Genomic DNA, 12,810 nt, shown 5'->3' on the forward strand with positions numbered 1-12,810 from the left:
CCGGAGCGGCCTCCGCCGCCCCGGCCGTCCCTGTCTCAGGCCGCCTCGAAGCGCACCGTCTCCGGCTCGGCCGTGCCGATCACCTGCCACACCGTGACCGGCCCTGCGGAGTTGTTGCGGAACCAGTGGCGGCGGCCGGCCGGGTTCAGCACCAGGTCGCGCGGGCCGAGCTCGAGCTCGACCGATCGCCCCTCCTCGTCCTCCCATCCCACGGTCAGGCTGCCCTCGAGCACGAGGAAGGCGTCCTCCACGTCGCGGGCATAGGGGCGCACGCCGACGCCGACGGGGATGCCGAGCATCTCCTTGCGGCAGGTGTCGCTCTCGATGCCGCCCGGCCCGACATAGACCTTGCGCGTGAAGCCCGCCGCGTCCCACAGCGTCGGCTGCTCGGCATGGCGGATGACGTAGCGCGCCATGTGCCGGTTCAGCGGGTGCTCGCCCGTCGGGGTGAAGGGGATAGTGCGGCCGGGCTCGGCCCCGAAGGAGCGGGCGAGCTCGGGTGCGGTGTTCTTGGGATGGTACAGGTAGCGCGGCGGCAGCGGCTTGCCGACATCGACGGAGATCGACATCAGCACCGGCTCGATCCCCTCGTTGCGGAAGCCGTGACCGATGTCGCGCGCATTGAGGATCATGTCCTTCGGCCCGAGGCGGACCTCGACCACCTCGCCGTCCCTCTCCCAGCCCACGGTCAGCACGCCGTCGAGGATGAGGAAGCTCTCCTCGATTTCATGTGCGTGGCAGGCGGCATACTTGCCGACATGCTTGTAGATGAGGCTGACCGTGAAGTGCTCCGGCTTCAGCGTCGAGACGTCGCCCACCTTGGGGGAGCCGCCGGCGCCGATGTAGCGCATCTGTGCGCGCTCGAGATCCGGGAAGCCGCGGTTGCTGGGGAAGGCGTCCCAGTCGAACACCTTGTCGACGTGGCGGCCGACATGGGCGCGCAGATCGGCTTCCAGGCTGCTGGCGACAGGCGTGACGACGTTCATGCTCCGCTCCCTCTGACATCCGGCAAGGCACCGGCCCGGGAAAGCTATCCACCAGCCGTTTTGTATGCTATACAGGATTTTATGGGCAAAACAGAGCCGGCGCCGGATCAGCCGCCCGACGATCGCTACATCGTCCCCGGCCTCTCGCGCGGGCTGGAAGTGCTGCTGGCCTTCACGCCGGACCGGCGCCGCATGACGCTGACCGAGATGGGCGAGGCGGTGGGCGTGACCCGATCGGCCGTCTTCCGCATCGCCTACACGCTCGACCAGCTCGGCTTCCTCACCTACGACGCCGGCACTCGCACCTACGAGCTCGGCCCGCAGGTGCTGCGGCTCGGCTACGGCTACCTTGCCTCACGCGACCTGGTGGAAGTCGCGGCGCCGCATCTGAAGGCGCTGCGGGACCGCACGGGCTGGTCCGCCCATCTCGGCGTGCTGGAGGGGCGGGAGGTGGTCTATCTCGCGCGCCTGCCGACGCGGCGCAGCCTCTCCAGCGTGGTCCAGGTGGGAACTCGGCTGCCGGCACACGCCACCACGATGGGCCGCGTCCTCCTGGCCAGCCTGTCGCCGGACGCGCTGGAACAGCTCTATGCCGGGGCCGCGCTGGAACCCCGCGGGCCGCGCACCCCTACCACCCTGCCGGCGCTGGTGGCGCAGGCCGCGACGGATCGCGCCGCCGGCTTCGTCGCGCATGTGGCGGGCTACGAGACCGGGGTGGCCAGCGTGGCGGCGCCCGTGCGCGACGTGTCCGGCGCGACGGTGGCCGCCATCAACCTCTCGACGGTCGCCCTCCTCACCTCCGAGGCGGAGCTGCGCGGGGCCCTGGCGAAGGAGGTGCTGGCCGCAGCCGGCCGCATCTCCATCGCCCTCGGCTTCGGCGGCCGCCCCGTCGCCCGCGCCTCCCGCGCGTGAGCCGATGGCCATTCATCCCAACCGGGCCGGCCGGCGGAACGGCCGGCGCGACCGACCCAGACCGAACAGCGAGGATTCCATGACCCCGAGCCGCATTGCCCTCGGACGCCGCCAGGCCCTGGCGCTGGGCAGCCTCCCGTTCCTCTCCGGCGCGGCACGCGGGGCGGAGGGCTGGCCTGTCCGGCCGGTGAGCATCGTCGCGCCCTTCACGCCGGGCGGCCCGGTGGACGTGCTGGCGCGGGTGATCGCGCAGGGCATCCAGGCCGGCAGCGGCCGGCCCGCCGTGGTGGACAACCGCACGGGCGCCCAGGGCAACATCGGGATCGATGCAGTGCGGCGCGCCGCACCGGACGGCCACACGCTGCTGCTGGTGCCCGCCGGTAACCTGACCATCAACCCGACCCTGATGGCCAACCTGCCCTTCGAGGTGGAGCGGGACTTCGCCCCGGTGAGCCTGCTCGCCACCGCGCCCAACGTCATCGTCTGCGCCAACGACCTGCCCATCCGCAGCGTGGCGGAGCTGGTGGCCTATGCCGGGACGCGGCGCGACGGCGTGACATACGCGACGCCCGGCGTCGGAAGCCAGCTTCACTTGGCCGGCGAGCTGCTGTCGCAGAGGACCGGAATCCGCATGCTGCACGTCCCCTATCGCGGCTCCAGCCAGGCGCTGACGGACGTGGTCTCCGGCAACGTGCAGCTGCTCTTCACCAACCTGCCGGCGGCGCTGACGGCAATCCGCGCCGGGCAGGTGCGTGCCCTTGCCCTGACCACCGCCGCCCGCACGCCCACCGCCTCCGCGATTCCCACCTTGGAGGAGCTGGGCATCCCCGGCTTCGACATCACCTCCTGGTACGGGCTCCTCGCGCCGCGGGCGACGCCGGATGCGACGCTGGAGGCCATCTACCGCGCCGTGCTCGCAGTGCTGCATGCCCCGGCGACGCGCACGGCCCTAGAGGCGCAGGGGCTGACCGTGACGGATGAGGGGCTGGCCGCCTTCGGCGCCCGCATCAGGCAGGAGACAGTGACCTGGGCGGAGGTCATCCGGCGCGGGAACATCCAGTCGGGGCTGTGAGGCGGCTCCCCATCCCCGACGGAGCGGCAGGAGTGATCGCCGGCGTTCGCCCGCGAGGTTCGTTCTGAACATAGACTTCCACTCTGCCAGGGCGTCGCGCAGCTTCCTTTGCGCATCGAGGCGATCCTGGTTGAGCCCCTGGTTGGAAGAACTCCGCGGAACCCTTGGATGAGGCGGGGTTCCCGCCCGTCATCTACTTCCGGCCAGCCAATCCAGCACAGTTGCTATTGGCTGCCCGACATTGACGAGGCGGCCCTCCCCCGCGTGCCCTCCTCCAACGCGCTGCCCATCGGGGAGCACTGCCGGCGAGGATGCTCGGGCTCCGGCTTCCTCCGGTCACCCGGATGTGCGCGATCGTCGACGGTTCGCACGCCATGGCCTGATCGGACACGAGCAGCCCGTCTGCGACGAGCGGCGAACTCGGCCGCGAAGGCCTCGGCGAGGCCCGGCCGCATCAGCCGCGTCCCGAGCGCCTCCAGCACCCTCGCCTCCAGTCGATCGCGCCGCACTGAGCGCCGGTTGGCGCAGGCCCGAGTGCCCCCTGCATTCTAAATCGCTAACCTGCACAATGCATCAAGAGGTCCTATGCTTGGTTTGGCCGCTTCCGGCGCCTCACTCGCAATCACAAGGCCACCGTCAGTTCCGCCGTCGACTTCTTCACTCTCACCACCGCCTTGATCCTCGTCGGCGGCTGGCTCAGTTGTCATGAAACGGGGTCTAACTTATCAAGTCGAGCCGGTTCCAGTCCACGTAGAACCCATTGGGAGCGGCGTAGTGGGCGATACGGAGGGAGACAGCACGGGGCGCCACGTCGTGGACGAACCAGATAAAGTAGGCCTCATCCACAAGACGCTCGTGCAGTCGCGCCAGGGCTTCGTCGCGCGGCCCGGCCTCGAAGGTGGCGCGGGCCACCTGCCCCAGACGCTCAAGCTCGGGGTCGTCGATGTATCCCCAGTTGTTGGAGACCGGGGGCGCCATCTTCGGGTCGGCGAAGCGTGCCAGGGCCAGGAAGGGATCGATGGTGGCCACGCTGACGTTTGTCGTGTTGGCGCCGAGCGAACCGGGCGCGCGAGGCCCCTCGCGCCAGTTGGCGAACAGCGTGCCCCATTCCAGCACGGCGAAGGTGACGTCGAAGTGGCAGGCCCGTAGCGCCTCTTGGATCGTCTCGTTCATCGGTTGGGACTGCATCTGGCCGGAGCCGACGTTGGTCATCAGCACCTTCACGGCCGCGCGGCGCGTGGCGGAGTAGCCCGCAGCTTTCATCAGCCGCCGGGCCTCGTCGGGGTCGTGGCGCAGCTTGAAGGCGGGGTTGCCAAACCAGGGGTGGCCCGGCCGCATCTGCCCCATCGCCGGCTCCGCCAGCCCGCCGTTGAGGGTGACGAGGTCGTTGCGGTTCACCGCGAGGTTGGCTGCCATCCGCACGCGCCTGTCGGCCCAGGGGGAGCCCTCGAGTACGGAGGGCTGCCAGGGCCAGACGTGCGCCATGCGGCTGGATACGATGCGGAAGCCACGGCCGCGCATGGCGGGAATCGAATCAGGTGCCGGTGCCTCGATCCAGTCAACCTGCCCCGAGAGGAGGGCGGCGCTGCGGGCGGCGGTGTCGGGCATGGGCAGGAAGACCAGGCGGTCGATCCGGGGCAGCCGAGCCTGGTCCCAGTAGGAGGGGTTCCGCACCAACTCCAGGCGCTCCCGCGGGACGAGGCGAGCAAGGCGGAAGGCCCCGGTGCCGGAGGGGTCGCGCGCGAACTCCTCCCAGGCGCGGAGGGCACGCTGGGTGGGGTCCGTGATACCCGCGGGCACGGCGGCCAGCTTCGCGGCCCAGTGGGTAGGGGAGGCGAAAAAGAGGTTGGTTAGATTTATTGGCAGAAAGGAATCGGGTGTCGCAGTGGTCAGCTCCACCGTCGTCGCGTTCAGGGCGTGGGCGGCGCGCAGCGTGGGCAGGCGGGGCAGGGTGGTGCCGGCTTGGCCGGGATCGAAGTGCGGCGCCGCACGGTCCAGCAGCTTGGCGACGTTCCAGACCACCGCCGCGGCGTCGAAGGGCGCGCCGTCGTGAAAGGTGACGTCCGGGCGGAGGCGGAAGGTCCACTTTGTCCGATCCGCCGGGTCCACCATCCACTCGGTGGCGAGCGCAGGGACGATGCGCGTACCCGTTTCGTAGTCCCAGGCGGTCAGCCCATCGTACATCGTGAGCCCGGTGACGCGGACACCTTCGAAGGCCTGGTCGGGCTGGCCGTGGGTGCGGGGAATGTCCCCTGCCGTCATCCCGATGCGGATGACCTTCCCGGCGGTCTGGGACGTGGTCTGGCTGTAGGCGGGTGGGGCGGCGAGGCCAGCCGCCGCGCCCAGGGCCAGGGCCCCCAGCGGGCGGCGGCTGATGGCGGGAGGAGGGGACACAGGCGACCTCGCTACGAAAGAGGCCTTAAGGCTGGATGCCGGCCGGGATCGCAACAAGGTCGTTTCGGTCAGCCCGGCCGGGTTTGTGGACCCGCGACGTCTCGAATGGCTGCCTAACGGGCAGGAGCTGGAGCGGATTGTCACTCACATGGGCAGCGGCAGCACGACATGGGTACGTCGAAGCGTTTCGGCAGGCAGTGGCCATCATAGCCGCGAGCACATTAAGCTCGCGCACGGCCCCTGGCCCGAAGCGCAGAATGCATTCGTAATGTTCGTCAGAGGACCCACGGAGGGCCTCTTCCGTTCGAGTTTCTCGGCGCGTGGCAGGTCCGATCAGTGGACATCCACACGGCCAGGCCACCGCAGGCGATGATCCCCCGTACTCCCGCCAATTTTGTCATTCGCCGAAGAAGCGAGCCTATTCCCCAAATGCAGGTCGGCATTCCATCCTGTCGCCATGTCGACGCTCCCCCCTACCCCCTCGGATCGGTACGCCTTGAACGGAGTTCCATCCAACCGGGAGCTCCGCGTCGTCGTCCTGGGCGGATGCGGATTCGTCGGGCTGAACATCGCGGAGGCATTGCTGCGGCAAGGGTGCGCGGTGACGCTGCTGGACCGGCGTCCCGTGCCCGCTGCCGCGCTCGCAGCCTTCGCTCCATTGCCAGGGCATCTGGCGGCAGGGATCGTGGACGTCACCCGGCCGGAGACGGTGGCACCTCACCTGGAAGGCGGAGCCGACGCGATGGTGCTAGGCGCCGCCGTCACCGCCGGACCGGCGCGTGAGGCAGCCTCGCCGGAAACCATCCTGGCGGTGAACCTCGGCGCCTTGCCCGGCCTGCTGCGCCTGACTAGGGAAATGGGGGTGCGGCGCGTGCTCAACCTCAGCTCCGCCGGCGCTTACGGGGCCGGACCGGGCGAGGAGCCGCTCGCGGAAGCGGACCCGGCCAGACCTTCGGGCCTTTACGGGATCACCAAGCTGGCCAGCGAAGGCGTTTGCCAGCGCTTGGCGGCGCTCTGGGGCATGGACGTGATCAGCCTGCGCCTCAGCGCCGTCTTCGGCCCCTGGGAGCACGCGACGGGGCTGCGCGACACGCTGAGCCCGCCCTTCCAGATCATGCGCGCCGCCGCCGCCGGGCTGCCCGCCCTGCTACCGCGGCCGGGATCGCGGGACTGGATCTATGCGCCGGACGTGGCCGAGGCGGTCGCTTGGCTGCTGGCGGCGAAGCGCCCCCGGCACTGCCTCTACAACGTCACCGCCCCCGAATCCTGGCCCCTCGCGGACTGGGGCGGACTGCTGCGCCGCGTGCCCCGGCCGGGCTTCGTCTGCCGTCTGGCCCGGGAGGGCGAGGGGGCCACGATCGACCTCCACGGCCCGCTGGACCGCCGACCCCTGTCCCCTGCACGCCTCGCCGGGGAATTTGGATGGCACGCACGCCACGGCATGGTGGAGTCGGCGGCGGATTTCGAGGCGTGGTGGCTCGCGCATGGCGCGGCGCTGGAGGAAGCGGCATGAGGATGGACGGGTGCGTGGCCGTGGTGACAGGCGGCGACACCGCGATGGCCCCCGCATCCGACACCCGCGAACCAGGCACCGCCGAGGCGGACGCCGCCGCGGTGCTGGCGGAATGGGACGGGATCGACGCGCTGGTCTGAACGCCGGCTTCTCCGCGGGCGGCACGGGGTTCCTTTGCGAGCTTGCCGAGCCTCCCCGACCAGGCACAAACCTTGAGATAACGAGGCGGCGGCGAGTGGCCTCCGCTAGGCCGGATTAGTCCTTCAAGGGGCAGCAGTTCACCGCCGAGGTGATCCTCTGGGCAGTCCGCTGTTACCTCATGTTCCCGATCAGCTACCGCAATCTCCAGCTGATGCTCACCGACCGCGGCGTGGACGTCGCGCACACCACCCTGTTCCGCTGGATCCAGGCCTACGCGCCAGAGATCGAGAAACGGATTCGGCCGCATCTACGCCCGAGCAACGGCTCCTGGCGGGCCGACGAAACCTACGTCCGGGTGAAGGGGCGCTGGATGTACCTGTACCGTGCAGTCGACAGCCGCGGCCAGACGATCGACTTCCTGCTCTCGGCCAAGCAAAGGAGGACGGCGAGTTGTGGCGGTTCTCCCGCCTGCACCAGGTTAAGTGTCTCAACAACATCGTGGAACAAGACCATCGGTGCGTGAGACGCCTGGCCAGACTGGGGCTCGGCATTGGTGGCTTCCATACGGCCCACCGAACACTGGCAGGCTACGAGGTGATGGCGATGATCAGGAAGGGGCAGGTTCGGGAGATCGGCGCACGAGACAGGGGGCCCAAGCCACTTTCGTCGCCAAGCTGCTCCAGACTGCACCCTGATCCGCCTGCTACTCAGGCCATCTGCAACCGCCAGATACTTCGAAACACAACCGTCCGACGCGCTAGCTATGACCGCTTCCCTAAGCAAGCGGCAGTATGCAGATCGATCGGCGACGACACATGCAGAGCGTAACAACGCAGCGCCAACTGCCGGGATGAGGCGCCGAGCCGGCGTTGCCTGATTTGGCGCCAAGCAAAACGACCATTTGCAGGCGCTGCTACAGAAGCCGATCTCCGCGACCTACAGACAGCTCGGGCTTCTTCCCGTGAGGTGGGAGCGGGGATGACGATGCTCGAGATGGTATGGCCCACTCGGGAGCACAGTAACGGCGCGCCTCGTCATCCCCCTGCACGTTTCAGCCTGCTGTGCTCGGCACCGGGGTATTGAGCAGCTGCTGCTCCCACAGATAGGCGATGCCGCTGCCACCAGCATGCTGCGTGATGACCTGCGTCAACGGAACAGCCTGCTCAGTCCGCGCCCAGTCTCGCTGCCATTCAGCGGCCAGTGCCAGCCAAGTCATCATGTTCGCGCCTGCGGCGATCATTCGCTTGATGGCGACCTCGTGAGCCTCAACCGAGACGCCGCCGGACGCATCGGTGATCACCGTCACATCCCAGCCCTCGCCGAGTGCCTGGATCGCTGGCATCGCGACGCAGACTTCGGTCCACAGGCCGGCAATGATTAGCTGCTTGCGGCCCGTCGCCCTGACGGCGTCCACCACCTTGGGATCTTCCCAGGTGTTGATGAACGTCCGATCGATAACCTCCTGCCCGGGGAAAACATCGGTGATCTGAGGGAAGAGGAAACCGCCCCGCTCCGCGATCACCGATGTCAGGATGGTGGGAACACCAAAGACCTTAGCGGCCTTCGCCAGCCCGACGGTGTTGTTGACCACCATCTGGGGTTCATGGCTGTTCAGATTTGCCAGTTGGTAGGGCTGGTGATCGATTAGAACGAGCACGGAGTCCTCGGGCCGCAGAAGGGAAGCGAGGCCATTTCGAAGTGTCATAGGGTCATCCTCTGCCGCAGTTGCGCGTGACAGGAGTTCACGGGCGGCAGGAGCCGACGCCGGGAACGTCCGGGAGGGAAAGTGTCGTTCCGGCATGCATCGCGGTAGTCCGGTATGGTGCTAAGCTGTGTCGCGCATCGGGGAACGCGGACTTGGACATCGAGGACCTTCGAACCTTTGTTGAGGTGGCCGATGCCGGCGGCATCTCGACCGCGGCCCGTCGGCTCGGCGTCTCCAAGTCCATCGTCAGCCGCAGTCTCGCCCGCCTCGAGACGGAGCTCGGAATTCAGCTTCTTGCACGGACAACCCGTGGCGCCGCCCTGACGGAAGCAGGAAGCACGTTCCGGGACCATGCAGCCCGAGCTTGCGCCGAGATTGATCTGGCGAGGGAGACAATCCTGCCCGCCGGTCACCTCTGTGGCCGCCTGCGGGTTGCCGTCCCGCTGACATTTGGACCGACCCACCTCGCGCCAGTGCTGGCCGACATGGCGCGGCAGCACCCGCAGCTTTACATCTATACGTCCTACACCGATCGCTTCGTTGATCTCATCGCGGAGGGTTTCGATTGCGCGATCCGGATCGGCTACCTTCCTGACTCAAACATGGTCGCGAGGCGGGTCGGGCCGATCCATGGCAGGCTTGTCGCGAGCCCGGAGTATATCCGGGCGCACGGCTCTCCCGAGACGCCGGATGAGCTCCTCACGCACCAGGCCCTTATGCAGGGGACCGAGGCGTGGCAGCTCATGGACGGCGACAGGATCGTCACGGTTCGCCCGCAGGGACGCTTCAAGGCCGACAACGGTACAGCCCTTGCTGCCGCCGCCCTGGCCGGCCTTGGCATCGCGTGGATCCCGGACGGCATCACTCAGCAGCATCTGGCCTCTGGCGCGCTGGTCCCGGTCATGACGCGGTACCCGCCGCCGCCCGCGGGCGTGTATGTCATTCGACCGCCCGGTCAGCACCCCGCGCGGAAAATCCGTGTCCTGATCGAGCTGCTGATCCGGTGCTTCGACCAGGTCTCAATTCCTGAGTCGGACAATGCGGCGGTCGGGGCGGAGCGGACTTTCACTCTACCGCCGTAAAAGAGCCACGGGCGGGTTCAAAGATGGGCCTGGAAAGATAGCGCCCTGTCGATGCAGGCCGGTCCTTGAAGCGGGGAGGTGCGTTCACGTCCGCCGCAGGATTGCCAAGATGGCACGACGAGGTCCGGCACAGGGGTAAAGCGGACCCGGGCCGCGCTCGCGGCGGCACGGGCACGTAGGGTGGTGCTGGGCGGGGATCGGGGTGGAGGCCGTCGGTGCCGCCGTGTGCGGCTGGTGAAGCTCAAACTCAGCGGGATCAGCCGAACCGTATGGCCGCGATTGCCGACCTCGCACCCCCACTGGTGAGCCCCTACACAGGCCTCCATCGCCATCGTGCAAGGCAGCTGCGCCGACAAGAAGTCCAGCGTCTGCGTCCGGCGTAGCTTCTTGCGGACACGACGACCCCAGCCTCGTCCGCCCTGCGCCTGAAAAACACCCTTCGCCAAGTCCAGGCCGATGGTATTAGCATCCCCCACAGACGCCTTCTCTGAGTGGTGTTTAGAACCTCCACTCTGGCACACCAGTCTCGTCGGGGAGGGCGTCCACCAGATCAGAACCTTCACCCTCTGCATCTACACGAGCATTAGCCGCAGAAATAGGAGTGAGAGAATGGCTGACAAGAATTCACTGGAGCGCTGCCCGGTGGGTGAAGGCAAGGGCAAAAGTCGCTCATTGCTTGGCCGCGCCAATAAAGACTGGTGGCCGGACGCGCTGCCGGTCGACATCCTGCACCAGCACGGCGCATCGCCTGACCCAATGGGTTCGGATTACGACTATGCCGAGGCGTTCAGTGCCCTCGATTACGCCGCGCTAAAGGCTGATCTCACCAAGCTTATGACCGACAGCAAACCATGGTGGCCGGCAGACTATGGCCATTACGGCCCGTTTATGATCCGCATGGCTTGGCACGCTGCGGGTACATATCGAGTTGCTGACGGTCGCGGTGGCGCGTCGTCGGGCCAGCAGCGCTTCGAGCCGCTCAATAGCTGGCCGGACAACGGTAATCTCGATAAGGCTCGCCGCCTGCTCTGGCCGATCAAGCAGAAGTACGGAAAGCACATTAGTTGGGCAGACCTGTTCATCCTTGCCGGCAATGTCGCGATCGAAAGCATGGGTGGCCCAGTCTTCGGCTTCGCTGGCGGGCGCAAGGACGTCTACCAGTCTGAGGGTGACACTTATTGGGGCTCGGAGGAGGTTTGGATCGGGCATGCGGATCACAAGACGCGGATTCGCCCCGAGGAGCAGCTCGATCTGGAGGGACCGTTAGCTGCGGATTCCATGGGTCTGATCTACGTCAACCCTGAAGGGCCGGGCGGCAATCCCGATCCCCTGGGATCGGCGCGCGACATGCGGGCGACCTTCTTGCGCATGGCAATGAATTCGGAAGAGACCGTTGCGCTCACTGCCGGTGGCCACGCTTTTGGCAAGGCTCACGGGGCGAAGCCCAGTGAGAGTTTCAGCAAGGACCCCGCTTCGGAAGCTGTGCATATGCAGGGCCTGGGCTGGCTCACCGACAGCGAAGAGATCGGCAAGGGACACATCACTACCTCGGGAATCGAAGGGGCATGGACACCTAACCCAACCCAGTGGGGCGGTGATTATTTCCGTCTGTTGTTCAAGTACGATTACGAGTTGGTGAGAAGCCCCGCGGGCGCGCAACAGTGGCAGCCGATCAATCCCGACCCGGAGGACATGGCCCCCGATGCGCGCGACCCAAGCAAGCGTGTGCCGACGATGATGACGACCGCCGACATGGCGCTAAAAATGGATCCCGAGTTCCGGGCGATTTCTGAGCGCTTCCGTGACGACCAAGCGGCACTCGACGACGCTTTTGCGCGCGCTTGGTTCAAGCTCACCCACCGCGACATGGGCCCGAAGATCCGCTATCTGGGGCCTGAAGTCCCGGAAGAGACACTGATTTGGCAGGACCCGGTGCCTGAAGGGACGGTGCCGCCCGATGCCGATATCGCGGCGTTCAAAAAGGAGCTGCTGGCGTCGGGCCTCAGCATCGGTCAACTTGTTAAGACCGCTTGGGCATCGGCCTCGACCTACCGTAAGTCGGACCATCGCGGCGGTGCCAACGGCGCGCGGATCGCGCTAGAGCCCCAGAAAAATTGGGCAGTCAATGAGCCGGCCGAGCTGGCTACTGTGCTCGCCAAGCTGAATGAACTGCGCGGCGCCATGTCGCTCGCCGACGCGATTGTGCTGGCCGGCTCGACGGCGATTGAGAAGGCGGCGAAGGATGCCGGTTTCGATGTGAAGGTGCCCTTCACCGGCGGCCGGGGCGACGCAACACAGGACTGGACCGACGTTGAGAGCTTTGTCTGGATGGAGCCGCATGCTGATGGCTTCCGCAACTACTTGAAGACACGGCAGCCGGTGAAGACCGAGGAGCTGCTGCTCGACAAGGCCTCGCTGCTCGGCTTATCGGCGCCAGAGATGACGGTACTGCTCGGCGGCCTGCGCGTACTCGGGGCCAATCACGGCGACAAGCCCGAGGGCGTGCTCACCACCCGCAAAGGCCAGCTGACCAACGACTTCTTCGTCAATCTGCTCGACAATGACACCTTCTGGACATTGATCGACACGTCGAGCGACGAGGAGTTCGTGGGCCTCGATCGTGGTGGCCAGCAGGAGCGCTGGCGCGCCACGCGCACCGACCTAATCTTCGGTTCGAACTCGCAGCTGCGAGCGACTGCGGAGGTTTATGCTGAAAACGGTAACGAGGAGAAGTTCGTCAAAGATTTCATCAAGGCCTGGGTAAAGGTGATGAACGCTGACCGGTTCGACGTGACCAACAAGCCGTTGTCCTCAAACATCGCAACCTGACGGCGGCGTCATCCGGCAAAGAAGGCGGTCGCAAGAGCGGCCGTCTTCTTTGCCCGCAAGCTGGTACTTCGCAGAGATGGCGCAGAAAGAGCGGGAGCGAATCTCCGAACGGCCTCGGGCGGCGTTAGCGGCAGCAAGGGCGCTAGGGGCTTTGTTGGGTGGAGACCGGGGTGGAT

The 12,810-nt window shown here is 67.0% G+C and carries 9 protein-coding genes and 1 pseudogene; 7 read left to right on the forward strand and 3 right to left on the reverse strand.

Translation table 11 applies throughout. The features are described 5' to 3' along the window. Positions 1-35: 35 nt before the first annotated feature. Positions 36-986 carry a cupin domain-containing protein gene (locus ACVBD7_RS25565; RefSeq protein WP_458098295.1) on the reverse strand — a complete coding sequence of 317 codons (951 nt, stop codon included), beginning with the start codon at positions 984-986 and terminating at the stop codon, positions 36-38. Between the two features lie 81 nt (positions 987-1,067). Between ACVBD7_RS25565 and ACVBD7_RS25570 the strand changes: the two genes are divergently transcribed. Both ACVBD7_RS25570 and ACVBD7_RS25575 read left to right on the forward strand, forming a co-directional pair. Further along, positions 1,068-1,898, forward strand: a complete 831-nt coding sequence (locus ACVBD7_RS25570) for an IclR family transcriptional regulator (protein ID WP_458098296.1) — start codon at positions 1,068-1,070, stop codon at positions 1,896-1,898. A gap of 79 nt (positions 1,899-1,977) precedes the next feature. Continuing rightward, positions 1,978-2,970 (forward strand): Bug family tripartite tricarboxylate transporter substrate binding protein, encoded by a 993-nt coding sequence (locus ACVBD7_RS25575; protein WP_458098297.1) that lies wholly within the window; start codon positions 1,978-1,980, stop codon positions 2,968-2,970. Positions 2,971-3,687: 717 nt separating this feature from the next. Here the strand turns inward: ACVBD7_RS25575 and ACVBD7_RS25580 are convergent. Continuing rightward, positions 3,688-5,364, reverse strand: a complete 1,677-nt coding sequence (locus ACVBD7_RS25580; RefSeq protein WP_458098298.1) for an ABC transporter substrate-binding protein — start codon at positions 5,362-5,364, stop codon at positions 3,688-3,690. A 496-nt stretch (positions 5,365-5,860) separates the two neighbouring features. Here ACVBD7_RS25580 and ACVBD7_RS25585 point away from each other — a divergent pair, with 496 nt between their 5' ends. The 3 genes and pseudogenes from ACVBD7_RS25585 (at position 5,861) to ACVBD7_RS25595 (ending at position 7,713) form a co-directional block, all read left to right on the forward strand. Next, complete coding sequence (locus ACVBD7_RS25585; protein WP_458098299.1) at positions 5,861-6,877, forward strand: NAD-dependent epimerase/dehydratase family protein; 1,017 nt, start codon at positions 5,861-5,863, stop codon at positions 6,875-6,877. Then, positions 6,874-7,017 (forward strand): hypothetical protein, encoded by a 144-nt coding sequence (locus ACVBD7_RS25590; RefSeq protein WP_458098300.1) that lies wholly within the window; start codon positions 6,874-6,876, stop codon positions 7,015-7,017. Before ACVBD7_RS25585 ends, ACVBD7_RS25590 begins: the two co-directional genes overlap by 4 nt. 149 nt (positions 7,018-7,166) lie before the next feature. Next, positions 7,167-7,713: pseudogene (locus ACVBD7_RS25595) on the forward strand (IS6 family transposase). 356 nt (positions 7,714-8,069) lie between these two features. Here ACVBD7_RS25595 and ACVBD7_RS25600 read toward each other — a convergent pair. After that, positions 8,070-8,723 carry a hydrolase gene (locus ACVBD7_RS25600; RefSeq protein ID WP_458098301.1) on the reverse strand — a complete coding sequence of 218 codons (654 nt, stop codon included), beginning with the start codon at positions 8,721-8,723 and terminating at the stop codon, positions 8,070-8,072. A gap of 152 nt (positions 8,724-8,875) precedes the next feature. Between ACVBD7_RS25600 and ACVBD7_RS25605 the strand changes: the two genes are divergently transcribed. Next, positions 8,876-9,805, forward strand: coding sequence for a LysR family transcriptional regulator (locus ACVBD7_RS25605; protein WP_458098302.1), 930 nt, complete (start codon positions 8,876-8,878; stop codon positions 9,803-9,805). Between the two features lie 609 nt (positions 9,806-10,414). After that, a complete protein-coding gene (gene katG, locus ACVBD7_RS25610) occupies positions 10,415-12,634 on the forward strand; it encodes a catalase/peroxidase HPI (protein ID WP_458098303.1) in 2,220 nt (739 codons plus the stop codon). Positions 12,635-12,810: the final 176 nt, after the last annotated feature.

The sequence above is a fragment of the Roseomonas sp. WA12 genome (genome assembly GCF_054165765.1).